We start from the raw sequence: 17768 nt of genomic DNA, 5'->3' as shown, positions 1-17768 counted from the left end.
ACAGCGATGCAATTAACGGAGAAACAAAAATCAGAAGGCTGGCGCATCGTTAAGTTTGGCGAGATTGCCAAAAGCGTGAGCAAGCGTGTTGATCCTGCGGATACAGACTTGGAAGTGTATGTTGGACTTGAGCACCTTGATCCTGACAATTTACGCATTACCCGCAGAGGCGTACCGAGTGATGTGAAGGGCCAGAAGCTTCTGGTGAAGCCCGGCCAAATCATCTTTGGCAAACGTCGCGCTTATCAACGCAAAGTGGCCGTTGCTGATTTTGAGGGCATTTGTTCGGCGCATGCAATGGTGCTGGAAGCGATCCCAGAAGCAGTGGTGCCTGAATATCTGCCATTTTTTATGCAATCAGATATGTTCATGGAGCGAGCCGTTGCAATCTCCGAAGGTTCACTCTCACCAACCATCAAATGGAAAACACTGGCCAACCAAGAATTCCCACTGCCGCCCCGCCCACGACAGGAGGAGATGCTGGAGATCTTTGAGAAGATTGAAGATAAACTTTTTCAAATTGATGAACTCCTGAAAAGAACTGATTTTTTATTGGGTAAAATAAGGGCGGAGTCCGTTCATGATGATGAATATAAAAAAATCAACTTAGGCGACATCGTCAAATTTAAGGGTGGATCTGGTTTTAAACCTAAATACCAAGGAAATAAGCAAGGAGAAATACCCTTCATCAAGGTTGCAGACATGAATCACGGCGAGAATAGCAAATATATTATCAAGTCTGATAATTGGATAAGTGGCGAAGAGAAGAAAATAATGAAAGCCACAGAATTTCCTGCTGGCAGTGTTGTATTCGCAAAAGTTGGCGCAGCTCTTTTATTAAATAGAAGGCGCATTTTGAAGCATTCAACAATTATTGATAATAACATGATGGCAGCCTTACCAAGCGGAGAGATTTCAACTGAGTATCTATACCACTTCTTAAACACGATTGACTTTGCAACCTTCGTAAGGCAGGGCGCTGTTCCCTCGGTTAATCAGTCAGACATGGCTTCAGTCAAAATCAACCTTCCTGATTTAGAGAAACAAGAATCAATCTCTGAGACACTGAATGGTTTTGAAGCATCAATTGATTTACTTGAAGAAAAGAAAGATAAAACACTAAATATTCGAAAATTATTAATTAAAAATACTCTCGAGGAGGCAGCATGAGCGGATTTAACGAAGCCAATACCATCGAAGAAGCCATCCGCGACCGCCTTGCTGCGTTACCGGGTGATAACTGGACATTCATCCACGGGACCGAGTTGCCGCGTGAGCCGCAGGATGTGCTGATTGAATGCTGGCTGAAAGATGCGCTGTGCCGTTTGAATCCCGATATTGCCAAAGACTCCGAAAAAGCCGATGAGGTGATTTACAAGCTGCGCGGTGTCTTGCTGGAGGCCAGCCATAGCGGCCTTGTTCGCGCCAATGAGCTGTTTACCGAATGGTTGCGCGGTGAAAAATCCATGCCGCTAGGCAAAGATGGCGAGCATATCACTATCAACCTGATTGATTATCACGACCATTCCAAAAACCAGTATGTGGTCTCACAGCAAGTGCCCTCCATGGGCGCGAAAAACGCCTTCTTTGATCTGGTGCTGTATGTGAACGGTATACCGTTGGTGGTTGGAGAAGTTAAAACACCTGTCCGCATGGCGATCAGCTGGCAAGATGGTGCCTCTGATTTTATGGGCGGTGACAAGCATTACTGGGCTAATCAGAGCAGTTTTTTTGTACCGAACCTTTTATGTTTCGCCACGGAAGGCAAAACCTTTGCCTATGGCGCGGTGAATGCCGGGTTCAAACACTGGATGCCATGGCACAAAACCACAGATGGCGATGAGATTCCGCAGAACATGAATACGGTCCTGACCAGTGCCGAGCGCCTGTTGGAGCCGCAAACACTGTTGGAACTGCTGCAATCGTTTGCGCTGTATTCAGCCACCAAGCTGCCTAACACCAATGTGATCAAGCGTATCAAGCTGCTGCCCCGTTATCCGCAATATGAAGCGGCCAAACAAATCGTGGATCGTGTAAAAAGCGGTGAAATCCGCAAAGGGTTGATCTGGCATTTCCAAGGCTCCGGTAAATCCTTGCTGATGCTCTATGCCGCGAAGATGCTGAAAGCTGATCCGGATTTGAAAAACCCAACCGTGGTGGTTGTGGTGGATCGCGTTGATCTAGACAGCCAAATCAACACTACCTTTGACAATGCGGATGTGAAAAACGTCACCCCGGTGAAATCCTGCAAACAGCTTTCTAAAGAGCTGGAGCATGATAGCCGCAATATCCTTGTGACCACTGTCTTCAAATTTGATGACGTGGAAATTGACGAGAACAATAAGGACGGCCTGAACCCACGCGAAAATATCATTGTTCTGGTCGATGAAGCGCACCGCACTCAAGAAGGTATGCTGGGCGAAAAAATGCGTTGGGCGTTGCCGAATGCTTATTTCTTTGGCCTGACAGGCACGCCGATCTCTGGCATTGAGCGTAACACCTTCCGTCTCTTCGGTGCTGATCAAGACCAAGGGCGATATATGAACCGCTATTCATATAAACAGTCCATTCGTGATGAGGCTACACTTCCAGTTAAGTTTGAACCGCGTTTGGCTGAGCTGCGTGTTGATCAAGAGGCTATCGATAAAGAATTCGATGCGCTGGCCGAGGCTAATAACCTGACGGAAGAGGAAAAAACACAGCTCTCACAAAAGGCCGGGAAGCTCGCGCATTTGCTTAAAGCTCCTAAGCGTATGGAAGCCATCGCCAATGATATTCAAGAACACTTCACCAGCCATGTTGAGCCTAAAGGGCTGAAAGCCATGGTGGTGGTCTATGACCGCGAAGCCTGTGTTTTGATGTATGATCTTCTGACCAAGCGTTTCGGCGAAGGCATCTGCGAAGTGGTGATGAACCTCTCCCAAGGGGCGATTGATGATGAAAAGGACGAAAACGGCAATCCAAAGAAAAAGGCTGCCGATTGGGTCAAATGGGAAAAGCTGGGCCTGCCGCTAGATAAGGAAGCCTTTAAGCGCTGGCAGTCTATTGATGCCAGCTCAACCAATCAGGAAAAAGTGCTCGATCAATATCGTGACTCCACCGATCCACTGAAAATCCTGATTGTGACTGCTAAGCTCCTGACCGGATTCGACGCGCCGATTTGCTATTGCATGTATTTGGATAAGCCTCTGCGCGACCACACATTGCTGCAGGCCATGTGCCGGACGAACCGCCTGTATGATGAAACCAAGCAGCATGGCCTTATCATTGATTATTTGGGCGTGTTTGAAAACCTGGCAAAAGCACTCGCCTATGATCCGAAAGAGATTGAAGGCGTTGTGGATCAGCTGGGCAAATATAAAGACGAAGTGCCTGTTGCGATTGAAAAATGCTTGGCCTTTTTTAACGGCGTTGATCGCACCGTTGGTGGGTATGAGGGCTTGATTGCGGCGCAGGATTGCCTTGCCTCAAATGAGGTGCGTGACCAATTTGCGGCGCAGTTCAATGTTTTGAAAAAATTGTGGGAGGCTTTAACACCCGATCCATTCTTACAGCCATTCCAGAAAGATTATCGCTGGTTGGCGCAAGTCTATGACTCTGTGCGTCCAGTTGGTGGTTTAGGCTCATTGATTTGGCAGTCGCTTGGGCCAGAAACTATTCGCTTGATCCACCAGCACACAGATATTGACCAAATTCGTGGTGATCTCGACGAGTTGGTAATGGATGAGGATTCCATCTTCACTTTGACCGAAGCAGAGCAATCGAGACGTGCCAAAACACTGGAAATCAGTTTGATGGCTAAAGTTCGCAAGAAGTCTGGTGATCCCAGATATGTTGAGCTTGGTGAGCGCCTTGAAAAACTCCGCGAAAAATATGAATCTGGTGTATTAAGCTCTATCAACTGGCTCAAAGAACTTCTCGACGCTGCCCGTGAGACTGTACATTTAGACAATGGCTCTGGGCATGATGAAAAAATCGTCGAAGATAATAAAACGGCGTTGTCTGAATTGTTTAAGGAAGTTCGCAACGATCAGACACCTGAAATCATCTCTCGCATTGTTGATGACATTGATAAAATCGTCAAAGCAACACGCTTCCCGGGATGGCAAAACACGACAGCTGGTGATCGTGAGATGAAGCAGGTATTGAGAAAAACTCTTCTCAAATATCAGCTACATAAGGATGCGGAATTGTTTGATAAAGCCTATGGCTATATCAGCGAGCATTATTGATACGCATATAGATCACTTTCAGCAGCCCGACGCCTAACCAGCCCTTTGAGCTTACGGCCACCCGCCCAGACCCAGCGCATGAATTGCTCTGGTACTTCGGCGTGTTCCTCACGGTTGATTTTACGGCGCAGTGTGGAGCGTTGAAGCGCCCCGCCACCAAGATTATAGGTGAATGAGACCAGCGCATCGAACTGACCATCTGTCAGCGGCACATTGATCAGGCGCAAAACAGCACGTTCTGCAATCTGGGCATCTTGGCGCAATAATTCCTCGGCTTGTACCTCATCAATGCCTGACGAAAAGTCCTCGTCGTCTTTGACAACGTGGCCATAGCCGATGGTGGGATAACCAGCCGGGCAAAAATAAACGGTCCGAGAGAAGCCCTCGAACCGTTTGATCAGGTCCAATCCATTTTGTGTGATATGTCTCATTTTTCCAGTGTTCCTATAACTTTAAGGTTTTTGCTGCCATATTCAAAAACGCCATGCCATTGCTCTTGCCCGAGGACTTCTTTGCGCTCAATCATTAGCGTAAAGCGGTCAATGCCGTATTGTTTGGCAGTGGCGTAATCTTCCAGCGCGTACCAAGCTTTACGGGCTAGCGTGGTCGCCATTTTTTTGACTGTGTATTCAAAAGCATTGAGCAGCGCTTCCAGTTCGGCATCGGTGCATTTTTCGTTTTGAACATCCTCAATCATGGCTTTGCAAAATAGTTTGCTCATGGCGTTATCTCCTTGTTTTCAATTGCTTTTTACACTTACAGTAACGCTTCATTCCGGGCGCTTATCAAGTGAATAAGATCATGTTTTTCAAGGATTTGAGCGGAACTTGGCCAAGGCGCGTTGCCCGAACCAGAAGGACATGACAGCGGCAAATAACGCCTGCGTTTCAGCGTCCCATACGGCGATCAGTCCGTCGGTAATCCCGACACCCTGATCCAATAGCTTGAACAGTGCAGCGGTTTTGACGGTGGCAAACAGAATAAAAAACGCGTAGGTGATAATCGGGCGCACAGAGGCACGCAAAGCCTCAACCCATTTCACACCGCTGGGCTGGCTGGCATGAGCATAGAGCGCCTTGCTTTCGGCGATATCGGCCTGCACCTGTATTTCTTCAAGACGTTGTGTGTGGCCTTGGCGTTGCGCTTCCATCTGCCGATCCAGAATGGCCAGCTCATGTTTACGGTCGGCATGATCACGCCAGAGTTTTAAGAAATCCGGAAACGCGGATGATAAAAAGCCCAGCAGGCTTCCAAGTAATGTCAGCATAGTTTTTCTCCTGTTTATTTGGGGGTGAAGGGTCCAAGTTTTGCAGCCACGCCTGCGACCAAGAGCGCCAGAACACCAATGGTGATCCAGCGCACAACGGTTTGCAGAAAGGTGCGTTGCATAGCTTTGATTGAACTGACCAGATCGCGTAAATCGTGGATATCGTGAACAGCTTCTTCATCTGCTAAGCCCACTTCCTTTAGGGCTTTTCTGGCTCCTCGGCAGGCAGCTTGCTCCAGCAGAGCCTCAAATTCTGTACGCGGCAGGCACACCATATCGTCCTGCCGCTGATGGTTATCAGCGGTCATGATTACGTTCCTTACTTCAGAGTTAAATGCGGTGGGTTATGGCTGAGACGGCGTCTCAGCATCTAGGCGGCATTGATAGCCGCTATTATCCAAAACATGCTCAACACGGGTGGCGATCCATTCACCATCGACACCTGCGCGGATGCCAGAAAGCGTTATTTTGCCTTCGCTCATCAATCGTGTATTGCCGGGCAAGCTGATATTCAGCGTACCTGTGCCGCGTTTCAGGCGCTCTAATGCTGATCGGGCATTTTGTGTTGCCTGATCTGCGCCATCATAGGTGTGACGCAGCGTATAAACTGGCTCAGCATCACCAATCTTGATGGTTTCTTTTTCAGCGGTTTGCTTATTGTGGAAGCTGGCCTGAACTGATCCGTATTTATCCCGATCTGTAAAACTTGCCTCCCAACTGGTAAGCTGATGCCCTGCAATAGCAACTGGTTCTATTAATATGCCACTGACAGATTTGGCCTGACCTTTCGGCACGAAGAGCAATTTGCCATGGACAGGTTTGGTGATTGCGCCGTGGTTTCTGGCAAGACGCGTCAGCAAATGCAGGTCACTTTCCTCAGTCTGTGTCAGATATGGCAGCTGAATGGACGACATATCGCTTGATATTTTAGGCTCCAAGCCATGAGCTGCCGCGATCTCATTCACAACATCCACCAATGTGACTTCGCCCCATGTTTTTGTTCTGGGGGCTTTAAGCACTTGGCGCATATCAGCGGCATGGGCACGAATAGTCATGCTTTGCGGGGGGCTGGCGATACTGACTTCATCAACAATATAAAGCCCCATCCGCACAAGACCTGTTTCCTGATAGCCCAAGGCAATATCCAGTTCCGCTCCTGTGCGCGGCAAAGCGATTTTGCCATCACGATCATCCAGCTTGATTTCAACCTTATCGCTACCGACACCAGCCTCGTCAGTCACCCGCAAGGATAATAGACCACGCTTAATAGCAGCAGTAATATCGGTGCTATCAGCAATAACGCGGAAATCCGGTGTACTCATTTTCTTATCCTTATTACTTAATCCCAGAGGCGAATAACCTCGTCCGTTTCAGGTAGCGATAACTCGGGTAAGACGATCTCAACACCTGCGGGCAAAACATCACCTAAATCAGCAAGCCCATTATTGGCTTCCAAGACTGCTTCAACGGCACCGCTTTGGGCTCGGTAGTGTTTCCAGCATATCCAGTCCAACACGTCGCCCTCACGGGTGCGATAAATTGCACTCATCCTTCCTCCTTTCAAATGATTCACTGGATCATTTGATTTGCTTAACGCAAACCAGTCGTCAGTCTCCATATTTGCTAATGGACATGCGAAAACTGATCTTGCGGGGAACGCCGCCTTTTAAGAAAATCTGACGATTTTCTTCAAGCCGGGTAATAACCCATCGGCCCCAGATGCCGCCCATGCCATCAATCAAAAGGAGCGGCTCACCTTTGTCAGCCGCTCCTTTCATATCTTCAATTTGATCAAGCCCACCTCTGAATTCAGGGTAGATCGTGCCTTCCAGATGAATCTGCTCCATGCCATGCCCGAGATATTGCATAGCAGGATTATTTTGCAGCCGTTCCTGACCTTGCCATCGATACTCAATAGAGCGCCTAAATTGCTGATATGCGCTGGTATTGAGTGAAAACCGATAGTTTCCTAATCCCATCATGGTGCTCATAATACGGCTCCTGCAGTATCAAATAATGCGCCACGGGTTTGCTCTTTAATGCGGCGCATGACTTCGTCAGCAATGCGATTCACGTCTTGGCCGGGCGCGGCTTGAACTGTGATGTTGAAAGCGTTGTTATGCGTGTGCTCAGTTGATTGACGGATGCCACCACGCGCTGCATCCTGAACAGAACGCTGCAAGGCACTATGTTCATCCTTGTTGGTTATTGTGGCTTCAACAGACGGTTCCTTGCTGCCAAAAATGGCGTCCCAGACTTTACCAATGGCTCGAATGGGGGCGCTGATGATTTTCCAAAAACCACCAATCCAGTCAGCAAACGCTTCCCAGACAGGCTTTACACTGTCCCAGATACCGGAAAAGAATGTCTTTACCTTGTTCCAATTCGTAATCAGCAGTCCGGCAGCCAAAGCAATGCCGCCTACAATCAGCCCAATGGGATTGGTCATGATCGCTACGGTTAGCGCACGCATACCGCCAATAACAACGGGAATAGCGCGTGACGCCAACCCAATCAGACTGGCAGCAAAGGCTTTAATCATGCCCCCAAAGGCAAGTGCTTTCAGACGTACTGCTGTAATAGCAGCGCTGATGTTGAAGGCCCCCATGCGAAGAGACGCAAGTGCCAAGGCGGATTGCAATCCACGGAAACCAACCACAAGTGCGTTGGCTCCTCCCAACACAAATGTCCAAGCATAGCCCAGACCAATCGCTGCGATCTTGATGCCGATCAGGGCGAATGTAGCCCCAAATACAACACTCGTGAGCAGCGGAAAACGCTCTGCCAGATCAGCTACCATACCGCTCATTGGGCGTAGTACATTGTTCACCAAGAAATTAAGCGGCGGCAGCAAAGTCGTGCCGATATTCATGCCGATTTCAGTGATTTGATTGCTCAGCAGCTGCAGACTGTTCTTGGTCGTATTGGAGCGATTGGCAAACTCGCGCTGCATGGAATTATGCTTTTTACTATCGCCCAGTAAATCCAAGGTTTTCTGGTAGGTCTGCACTTGGCCCGCAAGCAGTGAAATATCATCCGCATATTCAAGCCCGAACAGATCAGACAAAATCCCGGCACGCTCCTGTTTTTCAACCTGTGAAACGGTTTGCAGGAAAGAGAGCAACGCTCCTTGAGCATCATCTCTGATGGCATCTTTCAAACCCTGCGCCTCAATACCAAGAGCACTGAGGCCGGACTGGAATTTGGCGCTTTGTTTGTCTGCCGTATTCAGTTTCAACAGCAATGCATTCATCGCCGTGGCAGCCACTTCGGGCTTTTTACCCAGCGCGACAAACGTATCTCCAAGTGCAGCGGTTTGCTCCGCAGAAAGGCCGAAATCTCTGGCTTGTGCGCCCGCACGCGTAATCACTTGTACAATCTCGCTGGCTTTGGCCGCCGTGTTATCGGATAAGTGATTGAGCGCATCACCCAACTGGCTCATCTCAGTGATTGGAATACCGAAGATATTAGAGAGTTTGGCCATGGATTCACCTGCCTGATCGGGCATGATGTCAAAAGCCACGGCCATCTGGGATGCAATCTTGACAAAATCCGGTAAGGCATCTTCTGACACACCCAGCTGTCCACCAGCGGCAGCAATCTGAGCCAGACCTGCAGCAGAAAGAGGGATTGTGCGTGACATGGCCTTGAGCTGATTGCCAAAAGCTCGAAGGCCGTTTTCCTGATCCTTGAAATCAACGACTTTGCGGACATCAGCCATCTCGCTTTCAAAATCAATCGCTGCTTTTAGCGGTGCGCCCATAGCAGCGCCGAGTGCCACCATATCCAGAATTTGACCGCGCAAGGCGGCACGTCTGGATTTGATGCCATCACCGCGTTTTAGCGCCTGATCCAAAGCATTATATTTGGATTTGAGACGATCTACTGACGCGCCAAGCTTTGTCTGTTGGGCGGCCAGATTGCGTGTGCTTTGCCCTGCGGTCTTCATTTCCAGCCGTACTTGGCGCAGCGATTCCTGTTTTTTCTCATAGGCCGCTTTGGCCCGCCCGGCGACGTTTTTGGCTTTTTCAAACTCCGACCTCATTTTAGCCGTCGGGTTAGCTGTTTGTTTCATGGCCAGAGCCAATTCACGCACTTGCGTTTCCGCAGCCTGCCAAGCGTTTTTCGCGCCCATGACATCCGTTTTCAGCTTTTGGAAGCTTTGGATGCGCTTGCCACTGGCATCAAGAGATTTCAGGGCTTGGCCCATTTGCATGAGCTGCTTGCGTCCACCACCTAAAGCAGTGCCAAAGCTGCTCTTCAGGGCAGCGCCGATGGTAATGGATACAGCGTTATTCTGTGCCATGATGCATGTCCTGTGATTGTGGGTGAATATTTAGGGTTTCATCAGTGATGATGCGTCTTGATGCCAAAGCAAAAACTCATCGACCTCCATGTTAAGCCAAAGCTCAATGCCGCCGACGTGAGAAGCCAAGGTCAGAACGGCTAGTCGGATGTCTCCGGCGTCGAGGGAAAAAAATCAGCAAAACTCTGTTGGATTTTGCCGTAATCAGCCAAGTCCAGCTCTTCAATCACGCGGATATCAACTTCGGCCAGATTGGCAATCATGGCGATTTCTTTTTCTGCATCGGTCTTTTTCATGCGCTCGACTGCCAGACGATCACGCACTTTAGGCCGCCTGATATTCAGCTCATCATAGGTAACATTATCAATGGTGATCGGGTCTTGTAGCTTAATGGTCTGCATTGTTTTTCTCCTCGGTTACGGGTTTGCTGGCCTGAGTGGTTTTTGGCTTGTCCTCCTTTGGAGAGGCAGCAGGTTTCTCTGCTGTAGGCTTGGCCGCTTTTTTGGTGGGTCGCTTTGTCTTGGATGGCTTTACGGCGCTGCGACGTGCCTTGTGGGCGCTGCGATACATGGATTTGCGACCGATATAGAGTTCAATATCTTCGCTGGGATAATCCTTCTCAACCTCGCTGTGTTTGCCTTCAATGATCAAGATCGAACCTTGGCCACGGTGATAAGTGAGCTCACCGTTTTTAGGGGCCTTGAAATCTGGCTCATCCAGAAGAAACTCCTCTAGCGGATATGAGAATTCTTCAATCTGAACCGTATCGTTTTGTAGTGAAAATAGTCCTTTCATGGGGGTCTCCTGCGTTTGATGTTAAATGCCAATGGCGGTACGGATGGATGCCAATTGATCAGTGCCATTGATGACCCGAACCATATTTTCGGCATCAATTTCGATGAGTTCATCGCCATTGACGGTGAGTTTGTAATACCGCGCAGCAATCATGCATTTGAGCGTGGCCTTATCTCCGGCCTTCCATGTGCCAGCATCCAGCTCTTTGAATGAGCCGCGCAAATTCACCACAACGGCCTCAGCTTCACCGCCAGCTTGAATGGCACCGCGCAGGGTAATTGCCACAGCATTGCCATCAACAAGCCCGAACAATCGGAAGAGTTCATGGTCATATTCAGCAAAGGTAAGCTCTGCCTCCAGCTTTTCCATGCCCATATCAATCTCGACCGGGGCATCCATCCCGCCAGCGCGATGTTCTTCCGTCTGGATGGTGAGTTTTGGCAGCACACATTCATCGACGCGCCCGGCATAGCCCCGCCCATCAACGGTAACGTTAAAGTTTTTCAGTATTTTCGGAATCATGACAAAATCTCCTCAATGTAATCGTTGACCAGATGGCTGCGGAAGGTGATGTGCTCCGCCGGATATGGCGGGGTGAAATCAAAATCGAAATAGACCTTGCCCTGCGTGATATTGGCTGGGGTATTCAGCTCCGGATCAGCGTAACAACGCCCGCCCAAAATGGCCCCTTGCGCTGTCAATGAGGCGAGATAGCCATTCACTGCCTCCGTCACATCTTCGATGTAGGTTTTGGTGATGTTTCTATCGACCGCCCATAAATGCGCTCTGAGCAGACTGTCATTGATAATATCAGCGGTACGGCGCACAGACAGGAAGGCCCATTTAGGGTCACTGGAACAGGTACGGTTTCCCCACAGCCTGTAACCATCTTGGCGAATAATCGTCGCCACCTCATTTTCATTGAGATGATTGGCGCGTGCATTGGCATCGCCAAGGGTGAAGTCGACCGGGCGTGCGGTGCCAATAATGCCGTTAATATTCTGGTTTGACGGTGACCACCAAAAGCCACGATCATTGTCACTCTTGGCAATCAAACCTGCCACACGCGCACTGGCCGGAGCCAAAGACGAGGCAGAGGCTTCGCTATCCCAGATTTTGACGAACGGATCGACCACATAGACACGCGGGCTGCCCCAATCGTTACGATAGGCAATTGCATCAGCGTCATTGCTGTTAGGGCCATCTGCGATAATGACCGCTCTGAGACGCTCAGCAATACCGAGCAATTCAGCGACAACAGGGTTGGCATTGCCTTCAGGTTTGATGTGGGTAAAACCCGGCGCGATCAATAAACGCGGACTAACATGCACCACGCTTTCTGCACCTAAAAAGGCGTGAACACCTTCATATTGACCTGTGTCGATGTCTATGCCGCCGATAATATTGCTCAAGGTTTCAGCCTCATCAGCACCTTCAGCAACACGGACAACGACGACCATCGCGCCTGCCTGATCAAAGATAGCGTCAATAGCAGGAGGCAGTGTGCCGCCAGCTCCTAATTGAGCGGCTTCTGTTTGGTTCCCGGCAATTAATACCGGAGTATTTTCTGGAAAGAGAGATGCATCTGCATCTGGTGCTGTGCCGATCAATCCAATAATGCTGGAGCGAACGGTGCGTATGGGGCGTGGTCCGGTATCAATCTCGACCACTTCCACGCCATGTAAAAATTGTTCAGGCATAGTGTTTTCCTTATTGTTTGGTGAAATTCAGGCACAAAAAAATCCCGCATGGGCATTCCCAGCGAGATCGGTTCTGGCCTATGGTCTATAGCGTTACAGTGCTGTAATGGCGCTTCGCAGCTCCGCTTGCATGGCTTCCAGACTGGTGCGTAAATCATCACGAGATGTGGCAGCCTCAATCACTCTGGCCGCTTTATCCTCATAGGCTTCAATGAGCGCTAATGCGACATCACGCTCATCCATCTTTGTTTTGATCAAACTCGCCATTTCGACAACGGTGATTTCACGCACTTTGGCGAGCTCCCCAAGAATTTGCTCATCCAGTGGATCAATCTCCTGACCCGACGCATCCGCTTCCAAGACACGCAGTGCCGATCTGGCTTGCGTTTCATAGGCTTTGTTTTTTCCAGCGGAATAGCCTGAGAATTTCTGGCGGCATTGCTCCAGTTCAATGCGGACTTCATCTGCTGCCTTGATACGAGCCAGTGCCAAGAAATTGCTTTCGTTTTCTTCTTCGGTTTCCAGACGAATGGTATCGTCTGCCTCTTTGCGATAGCGCTTGACTTTATCAAAATCATCAGGCGCTTTGTGCCAATCACCGGATGGTTGGGTTTTGCGAAAGACCGTCTCGGTCTGTACGCCTTGATCATCAAATTTCAAATAGGTTGGCATAGAGTTATCTCCTTATGTTGCGGTTAGAGCCAGATTTGGTGGGTATTGGATGTGCCAACGCCTTGCTGCCATGCTTTCAAGGTGCGCTCAAAATCAATCTCAAGCCCTGTGGTCATGAAGTTGCTTCGGAAATTGTAGACATACCACCCCATAAAAGAGGCATATTGGCTGGATGGACTGGCGAAATAATAGGCCGATGTATAGAGCATAATCGCAACCGTTTTGCCCGCCGGGATTTCAACCGTGGCTGATTGACCGCCAAAATCATGCGTACTGCTTGAGTAAGAATAAACCGTATTCCACGATACACCCGTGATATTTTCCTTATTGGCATCCACCTCATTGGGAACGCCCACATTCAAAGACGCGCCTTCATAACCAGAGCCCCAATAGGACGAGCCACCGAAATAGAACGTTCGGCTGATATTTGAGCCCGTGGTGTTTTTGACAAAGAAAATGCCGACCAACGCTGCAGGATAGTTATAAATATTGGATGTATTGGCATAGCTGTGGAATTGACGCTTATAATTGAAGCGGCCATTACTTCCTTCCAAGAATTGAAGTGCCGGAGGCCTCATAAATCCTGAATAAGACGTACTTTCGCCATGTGCACCTGTGATCAAACGGAAGGGCCAATCTTCATTATTGGTGTACCATTGTCCAAGTTCAGATGTCCATTCACCGGGGCCGTATTTATATGCCTGATAGCGGCTTAAAATACCAAACAGGAATGGAATAGAGTTTGGATCAAGCGCCATGGTTGCCTGTAGCTGGCTTTCCAGATCAGTTTGTACATTGCCAATCTCACCCATAATGCTGGAGCCATCAGGCACATCATTCACCAGCTCAAAATCACTGGCGAGTGCGCTCAGCGGTGCCAGCTGTGCTGCGCCTTCGGTTTGAATGGCTGTCAGATGGGATGTTTTGGCCGAATCCAGCGCGGCGATATGATCATCCTTGTCACTGAGCATATCAGCCAGTGCATTGACCTTGGTCGTTGCAATTTCATCCAAGGCATCCGTTTGCGCGGTATCAATAGCGCTCAGAGCACTGGTCTCTGCAGTTTCAATGTCTGCCAGATGCGCGGTAGCCGCATCCACTAGCTCCTGCAATTTGTCATCCGTCAGAGCAACGATATCAAGGATCGTGCCTTGCCCGGCCATATTTTGCACAGATTTTGATAAATAGGCCAGCTGCTCTGGGGAGGCTTCTGGTGTCAGCTCTTCCAGTCTGGCATTTAAGGCTTCAACAGCCGATTTAAGCAATGTGGGTGTGGTCATGATTTAGCTCCATAGTTCAATTGTGGTTTCAAGTTTCTGCCGGGCCTCAAAGTCCCAGACTTCCTCAATGTCGTCATCAATGGAGACGAGAGCATTGCGGATACGCACAACATCGCTTGACGCCACATTGTCCGGGTGCGGCAATTCATAGCCGCGTGGTGATTGATCATTGGGCATGATGGCCTCCTTGCATTTGTGGTTAAGTGATAATGACCCGTAGCGCCCGCAGACGCGGACGGTAGAGCGGGTTTCCGGTAATCGTGATCCGCACGCGGGTTTCATCGGCAGTGAAATTTTCTAAAATATGCGTGCGTTCTTCCCAATCGTCCCCAACCGGGCTGCCTGAAGACAGTGGGATATTCTGCCAGTCACCATTACTGTCCTGCACATCAACGGCCACATTCGCGAGCCCCGGCAACAAAGACTCATAGGTCACCGTCACCTTGCTATTTACGCCAGCAGGTAAGGCCCGCGTGATGTAATTGGCGCTTTCAGACATATTGCCCAAAATTGCCTGCAATCCGGGAAACATGACAGGGCTTCGCAAGTCGGAACCACGCAGTACCGCTTTCACGTTCACATCGCCATTCAAGCGATCACGCAAGGCAAGCGGTCTATCATCAGCGATACGGATTTCCTTGCCTTGCTCATCGGTTAAGACGATTTCCACATCTGTGTCGGTTGCGGGGCGTTCAATATTGGCCAGTGCAATGACATCAGACACGTCAGAGACCGTGATATTGCCCAGATCAATGGTGCGTGTGGTTGCTGTAAAACGGGCACCAAGCAAGCGGAAGGTTAAATCCCGATCCTGATGCGGTGTCCATGTGCTGGCATTTGATGAAGAGAGCAGCACACCAACCTGATAAGGCTGGCTGGTGACCCATCGCTCATGAACCGCATCATATTTGCCAAGTTCAGCCACGCGAACCGCAGGTTCAGCATCATCGGTCAGAATTACAATGGCGTATTCTGTACCTGCATCCAGCCAGACCGGAGCCCATTCAATGCGTGTATGGCCACCGCTCAGATTGATGTCTTCTGCCTGAACATGAGCTTCGGCGAGAATGGTTTGATTGGGGATGCCTGTTGTGGTTTCCCTGATCTGAGCAATGACACGGCGCGTGCCTTTCTCCGTAAACCATAAATCGACACCGCCGATATGACGGCCTTGATTGAGGGTAAAGGTCTGGGCAAGCGGATCGGAACGAAATCGCCGGACAACCACGGTCGTTTGTTGTTGGCGAATATCTGTCAGGGTTGTAACCCGGCGGCGCTCCTCAGTCGTGATAATACCACGCGCGGTATAGGAGGCTTCGCCGTAATTACCCTCACTCCCAACAAACTGCATGAGCTTGGTGCCCACGGGGATATTGGGTGGGACGGTAAATCGTCCACTGATTTTACCGTCACTATCTGCAACTAATTGTGCCATATGCGTTCTCCTATGCTTCTAAGGGTTCGATTTCGATGCCGTCAAACAGCAGCGTTTCCAGCTCTTCTCCGGGATCAAACCCTTCAATGTCAAAGCGCTGGGTAATTTGCCGCATGAATTCGGCATTCACTGACGTTGAGGATAAAAGCTCACTTGATTCAGAGCGCTGCACACGTAACAGCACATTGCTTATTGTGCGCGATTGCACCACTGAGCGATTGCCACTCCCAACAATACTGGTTCGTGTCAGTGGGCTTGTGAATTGGCTAAAGCGCCGGGTAATCGGGCTTGACCATGATGTGTTCACCTCAGTCCAGCGATCTACCGCCAGATTAAGCGTGACTTTTGCCGGAACAGGCTCAAAGGCCTGATAGGGATTAACCTTCATATCTGTTGTGCGGAGCAATTGCTCCAGCACAGGCTCCAGCTCATAGCTTAGGGTAAAGGCATCACTTTCACGGCCTGTTTCCGCAATATCTGCCGCAATCGGCAATGTAAGCTCACCATCAACAATAGCTGCGGTTTGTTCCATGCCCTGATCGCGCATATCGTCATCGAAAAACGGATCGACAAAAATCCCCAGCTTGGCTGATGGTTCCTGAGAGTTTGCATCGTTTCTCAGGCGTTCTTGCGCGACGAGGCTGTAGAGATCGTGAATAGACTCACGCATTGCCTCAATATCGCTCATCGGAATGGCATGCACAGCGGTGCTGGTGGTCTTAACGGGGGTATCGTTTTCCCATGTTTGCTCAATCAGGGCGATATCCAGCTGGCCTTCCGGCGAGCGAGGAATAGAGGGCCGCCACTGGTGCGCCAGACCTTTTACCCGGCGAACATTACCGGATGCGTCAATGCTGACCAAATCAAAGCGTGGCATTTTCCATTTGTAATCCACCAATATCAGTGAGCCTTCGACAGCGCCTTCGACGTCAAAGCCTGTATCATCCAGATTGGCAGGCTGGAGCTGCTTACGGTAGCGGTATGTCACATCATAGCTGCTGCCCGGTGCAGGCTCTGCACCGCTTGGTGACCAGTCCACATCACCTGCTGTCAGCCGATAATCGGTTCCGGCTTCATAGGTGGTACCACCTTGCGTGATTTCGACAATCTCAAGGACGGCTTCATCCGGTAGCGGATCGGTCGCACCCGTGAAAGAGCCATGGGTAATCGTTACGCTTTTTTCAGCAGTAATGTCGATTTTATCAACTTCATGGATTGGCGTATTATTGAGCGTCAAACGCATCACGCCGTTTTCATCCGCCTGAAACGTATGTGGCTCGGATTCAATCTCATCAATATCCGGGTCTTCCGCGAAACGCACCCGCAGACCGTGAGGAAGCTCGATTTCATAGCCATTGACGTGCGCTTTTCCTTCAGTGATGACAAAGACCTGTTCGCCATTATCCACTTCCAAAAAGCGAACTTTGAAGCCTGACACCACATATGATCCGTTTGCTTCACGGTCATATCGCGCCAGTCCAGCCGTAACGGCATCAAGCTGTGGTGGTGGGGAACTGATAATCAGCACGCCATTTTCAACATTATAGACGGGGTAGAATTCACCAGTGCCTTGGGTTTCATAGCCGTCGGCCTCATATCCCCATTCCAGTTGGATTTTTAAACGCGCAGCGCCGGGCTCCTGATAGTTGCGCGTTCCAACAGCAGGATCACGTAGCCCCGGGTCTTCCAGCTCAGTCACGGTGATTTCTTTGTAATACACCCCAATACGCACAGTGGTGTCCGTGGGAATGGTGAATTGATCGCCATCCACATCACGCACAGTGCCGCGCAGATAAATCTTGCCGCTTTCAATGGTCACGGTTCCGGTATCTGGGTTGGCAACAATTGCAGTGCCTTCGACAACGTCACCATCACCAAAAATGGCATCCCCCACATTTTTGAGCTTTTGCAGGGCGTTTTCCTGTATTTCATTCAGCTCGGCTGATTGCAGGCCACGCCCCGCTAAAAAGAGCGTGCGGTCATATTTTTTGCTTTTATCAAAGCGATTGTAATAGCTTTGCAGTGTCATAATTCAGATCTCCTAAAATTCGTGTTTGCCCAGTCTCTTTTTACAAGGTCGC

The 17768-nt window shown here is 49.7% G+C and carries 19 protein-coding genes; 2 read left to right on the top strand and 17 right to left on the bottom strand.

The genetic code is table 11. The features are described from left to right. Positions 1 to 6: 6 nt before the first annotated feature. Together KW060_RS04705 and KW060_RS04700 are read left to right on the top strand one after the other, a co-directional pair. Complete coding sequence (locus tag KW060_RS04705; RefSeq protein ID WP_249035219.1) at positions 7 to 1170, top strand: restriction endonuclease subunit S; 1164 nt, start codon at positions 7 to 9, stop codon at positions 1168 to 1170. Continuing rightward, entirely contained in the window at positions 1167 to 4232 is a 3066-nt protein-coding gene (locus tag KW060_RS04700; RefSeq protein ID WP_249035218.1) for a type I restriction endonuclease subunit R, read from the top strand. Before KW060_RS04705 ends, KW060_RS04700 begins: the two co-directional genes overlap by 4 nt. Here the strand turns inward: KW060_RS04700 and KW060_RS04695 are convergent. The 17 genes from KW060_RS04695 to KW060_RS04615 form a co-directional block, all read right to left on the bottom strand. Beyond that, positions 4226 to 4663 (bottom strand): lysozyme, encoded by a 438-nt coding sequence (locus KW060_RS04695; protein ID WP_249035217.1) that lies wholly within the window; start codon positions 4661 to 4663, stop codon positions 4226 to 4228. The genes KW060_RS04700 and KW060_RS04695 overlap by 7 nt on opposite strands. Next, a complete protein-coding gene (locus tag KW060_RS04690; RefSeq protein WP_249035216.1) occupies positions 4660 to 4953 on the bottom strand; it encodes a hypothetical protein in 294 nt (97 codons plus the stop codon). The genes KW060_RS04695 and KW060_RS04690 overlap by 4 nt, the downstream gene beginning before the upstream one ends. Positions 4954 to 5040: 87 nt before the next feature. Further along, positions 5041 to 5499 (bottom strand): hypothetical protein, encoded by a 459-nt coding sequence (locus KW060_RS04685; RefSeq protein WP_249035215.1) that lies wholly within the window; start codon positions 5497 to 5499, stop codon positions 5041 to 5043. Positions 5500 to 5513: 14 nt separating this feature from the next. Next, entirely contained in the window at positions 5514 to 5807 is a 294-nt protein-coding gene (locus KW060_RS04680) for a DUF6127 family protein (RefSeq protein WP_249035214.1), read from the bottom strand. A 36-nt stretch (positions 5808 to 5843) separates the two neighbouring features. Beyond that, the gene (locus tag KW060_RS04675; RefSeq protein ID WP_249035213.1) at positions 5844 to 6821 is read right to left on the bottom strand and encodes a phage late control D family protein; all 978 of its coding nucleotides are present in this window, start codon (positions 6819 to 6821) and stop codon (positions 5844 to 5846) included. A 17-nt stretch (positions 6822 to 6838) separates the two neighbouring features. Beyond that, positions 6839 to 7048 (bottom strand): tail protein X, encoded by a 210-nt coding sequence (locus KW060_RS04670; protein WP_249035212.1) that lies wholly within the window; start codon positions 7046 to 7048, stop codon positions 6839 to 6841. Between the two features lie 58 nt (positions 7049 to 7106). Continuing rightward, the gene (locus KW060_RS04665; RefSeq protein ID WP_249035211.1) at positions 7107 to 7490 is read right to left on the bottom strand and encodes a phage tail protein; all 384 of its coding nucleotides are present in this window, start codon (positions 7488 to 7490) and stop codon (positions 7107 to 7109) included. Beyond that, on the bottom strand, positions 7487 to 9805 hold the full coding sequence (locus KW060_RS04660; protein ID WP_249035210.1) for a phage tail tape measure protein: 2319 nt from the start codon (positions 9803 to 9805) through the stop codon (positions 7487 to 7489). Before KW060_RS04660 ends, KW060_RS04665 begins: the two co-directional genes overlap by 4 nt. 140 nt (positions 9806 to 9945) lie before the next feature. After that, positions 9946 to 10206, bottom strand: coding sequence for a phage tail assembly protein (locus KW060_RS04655; protein WP_249035209.1), 261 nt, complete (start codon positions 10204 to 10206; stop codon positions 9946 to 9948). Continuing rightward, positions 10193 to 10600: a dihydrolipoyllysine-residue succinyltransferase component of 2-oxoglutarate dehydrogenase complex gene (locus KW060_RS04650; RefSeq protein ID WP_249035208.1), complete on the bottom strand. Its 408-nt coding sequence runs from the start codon at positions 10598 to 10600 to the stop codon at positions 10193 to 10195. Before KW060_RS04650 ends, KW060_RS04655 begins: the two co-directional genes overlap by 14 nt. Before the next feature lie 21 nt (positions 10601 to 10621). Next, positions 10622 to 11122, bottom strand: a complete 501-nt coding sequence (locus tag KW060_RS04645; RefSeq protein WP_249035207.1) for a phage major tail tube protein — start codon at positions 11120 to 11122, stop codon at positions 10622 to 10624. Next, positions 11119 to 12300 carry a phage tail sheath subtilisin-like domain-containing protein gene (locus KW060_RS04640; RefSeq protein ID WP_249035206.1) on the bottom strand — a complete coding sequence of 394 codons (1182 nt, stop codon included), beginning with the start codon at positions 12298 to 12300 and terminating at the stop codon, positions 11119 to 11121. The genes KW060_RS04645 and KW060_RS04640 overlap by 4 nt, the downstream gene beginning before the upstream one ends. Before the next feature lie 93 nt (positions 12301 to 12393). Further along, positions 12394 to 12972: a hypothetical protein gene (locus tag KW060_RS04635; protein ID WP_249035205.1), complete on the bottom strand. Its 579-nt coding sequence runs from the start codon at positions 12970 to 12972 to the stop codon at positions 12394 to 12396. A 23-nt stretch (positions 12973 to 12995) separates the two neighbouring features. After that, a complete protein-coding gene (locus KW060_RS04630; RefSeq protein ID WP_249035204.1) occupies positions 12996 to 14252 on the bottom strand; it encodes a hypothetical protein in 1257 nt (418 codons plus the stop codon). 3 nt (positions 14253 to 14255) lie between these two features. Continuing rightward, the gene (locus KW060_RS04625) at positions 14256 to 14429 is read right to left on the bottom strand and encodes a hypothetical protein (RefSeq protein WP_249035203.1); all 174 of its coding nucleotides are present in this window, start codon (positions 14427 to 14429) and stop codon (positions 14256 to 14258) included. A 22-nt stretch (positions 14430 to 14451) separates the two neighbouring features. Further along, on the bottom strand, positions 14452 to 15687 hold the full coding sequence (locus KW060_RS04620; RefSeq protein WP_249035202.1) for a hypothetical protein: 1236 nt from the start codon (positions 15685 to 15687) through the stop codon (positions 14452 to 14454). Positions 15688 to 15697: 10 nt separating this feature from the next. Further along, positions 15698 to 17716, bottom strand: a complete 2019-nt coding sequence (locus KW060_RS04615) for a DUF4815 domain-containing protein (RefSeq protein ID WP_249035201.1) — start codon at positions 17714 to 17716, stop codon at positions 15698 to 15700. Positions 17717 to 17768 lie beyond the last annotated feature (52 nt).

Source organism: Pseudemcibacter aquimaris, from assembly GCF_028869115.1.
Classification (GTDB): Bacteria; Pseudomonadota; Alphaproteobacteria; order Sphingomonadales; family Emcibacteraceae; genus Pseudemcibacter; species Pseudemcibacter aquimaris.
Note: the sequence above shows the minus strand (reverse complement) of the source record. Positions and strands in the feature narration are given on the sequence as shown.

Excerpts from the sequence above, each read along its gene's own strand:
- KW060_RS04705 (WP_249035219.1), top strand. The coding sequence starts at position 7 with ATGCAATTAACGGAGAAACAAAAATCAGAAGGCTGGCGCATCGTTAAG.
- KW060_RS04700 (WP_249035218.1), top strand. The coding sequence starts at position 1,167 with ATGAGCGGATTTAACGAAGCCAATACCATCGAAGAAGCCATCCGCGAC.
- KW060_RS04695 (WP_249035217.1), bottom strand. The coding sequence starts at position 4,663 with ATGAGACATATCACACAAAATGGATTGGACCTGATCAAACGGTTCGAG.
- KW060_RS04690 (WP_249035216.1), bottom strand. The coding sequence starts at position 4,953 with ATGAGCAAACTATTTTGCAAAGCCATGATTGAGGATGTTCAAAACGAA.
- KW060_RS04685 (WP_249035215.1), bottom strand. The coding sequence starts at position 5,499 with ATGCTGACATTACTTGGAAGCCTGCTGGGCTTTTTATCATCCGCGTTT.
- KW060_RS04680 (WP_249035214.1), bottom strand. The coding sequence starts at position 5,807 with ATGACCGCTGATAACCATCAGCGGCAGGACGATATGGTGTGCCTGCCG.
- KW060_RS04675 (WP_249035213.1), bottom strand. The coding sequence starts at position 6,821 with ATGAGTACACCGGATTTCCGCGTTATTGCTGATAGCACCGATATTACT.
- KW060_RS04670 (WP_249035212.1), bottom strand. The coding sequence starts at position 7,048 with ATGAGTGCAATTTATCGCACCCGTGAGGGCGACGTGTTGGACTGGATA.
- KW060_RS04665 (WP_249035211.1), bottom strand. The coding sequence starts at position 7,490 with ATGAGCACCATGATGGGATTAGGAAACTATCGGTTTTCACTCAATACC.
- KW060_RS04660 (WP_249035210.1), bottom strand. The coding sequence starts at position 9,805 with ATGGCACAGAATAACGCTGTATCCATTACCATCGGCGCTGCCCTGAAG.
- KW060_RS04655 (WP_249035209.1), bottom strand. The coding sequence starts at position 10,206 with ATGCAGACCATTAAGCTACAAGACCCGATCACCATTGATAATGTTACC.
- KW060_RS04650 (WP_249035208.1), bottom strand. The coding sequence starts at position 10,600 with ATGAAAGGACTATTTTCACTACAAAACGATACGGTTCAGATTGAAGAA.
- KW060_RS04645 (WP_249035207.1), bottom strand. The coding sequence starts at position 11,122 with ATGATTCCGAAAATACTGAAAAACTTTAACGTTACCGTTGATGGGCGG.
- KW060_RS04640 (WP_249035206.1), bottom strand. The coding sequence starts at position 12,300 with ATGCCTGAACAATTTTTACATGGCGTGGAAGTGGTCGAGATTGATACC.
- KW060_RS04635 (WP_249035205.1), bottom strand. The coding sequence starts at position 12,972 with ATGCCAACCTATTTGAAATTTGATGATCAAGGCGTACAGACCGAGACG.
- KW060_RS04630 (WP_249035204.1), bottom strand. The coding sequence starts at position 14,252 with ATGACCACACCCACATTGCTTAAATCGGCTGTTGAAGCCTTAAATGCC.
- KW060_RS04625 (WP_249035203.1), bottom strand. The coding sequence starts at position 14,429 with ATGCCCAATGATCAATCACCACGCGGCTATGAATTGCCGCACCCGGAC.
- KW060_RS04620 (WP_249035202.1), bottom strand. The coding sequence starts at position 15,687 with ATGGCACAATTAGTTGCAGATAGTGACGGTAAAATCAGTGGACGATTT.
- KW060_RS04615 (WP_249035201.1), bottom strand. The coding sequence starts at position 17,716 with ATGACACTGCAAAGCTATTACAATCGCTTTGATAAAAGCAAAAAATAT.